The organism is Ochrobactrum sp. MYb379 (genome assembly GCF_037479515.1).
Lineage (GTDB): Bacteria > Pseudomonadota > Alphaproteobacteria > Rhizobiales > Rhizobiaceae > Brucella.
In genome coordinates, this window is record NZ_JBBGYW010000043.1 from 1 (window position 1) to 731 (window position 731).

Consider the following 731-nt stretch of genomic DNA (forward strand, 5'->3'; position numbering starts at 1 on the left):
TAGTTGGTGAAGAATGGTGTATGACGGCCACCTTCGTCCTTGGTCAGAATGTATGCTTCTGCCTTGAACTTGGTGTGTGGCTTAACCGAACCTGGCTTGCAGAGAACCTGACCACGCTCAACGTCTTCACGACCAACGCCGCGAACCAGTGCGCCGATGTTGTCGCCAGCCTGGCCCTGATCGAGCAGCTTGCGGAACATTTCAACGCCGGTAACAGTCGTCTTGCCAGTTGCCTTGATGCCGACGATTTCGACTTCTTCGCCAACCTTAACAATACCGCGCTCTACACGACCGGTAACGACAGTACCACGACCCGAGATCGAGAACACGTCTTCGATTGGCATCAGGAATGGCTGGTCAATCGGACGTTCTGGAGTTGGGATATAATCGTCAACAGCAGCCATCAGATTGCGGATTGCGTCTTCGCCGAGTTCCTTCGAAGAATCTTCAAGAGCAGCAAGAGCCGAACCCTTGATGATTGGCACTTCGTCGCCCGGGAAGTCGTACTTCGAGAGAAGTTCACGAACTTCGAGTTCTACGAGTTCGAGAAGTTCAGCATCGTCAACCTGATCGCACTTGTTCAGGAACACAACGATCGCAGGAACGCCAACCTGACGAGCGAGCAGGATGTGCTCACGGGTCTGTGGCATTGGGCCGTCAGCTGCCGAAACAACGAGGATCGCGCCGTCCATCTGAGCAGCACCGGTGATCATGTTCTTAACATAGTCAGC

Annotated in this window: 1 protein-coding gene; it reads right to left on the minus strand. The window is 53.9% G+C overall.

What is annotated here, in order from left to right; genetic code table 11:
- Nucleotides 1-731 (minus strand): elongation factor Tu (locus WH356_RS23975; protein ID WP_339515406.1); only part of this gene is annotated, 731 nt, incomplete at both ends.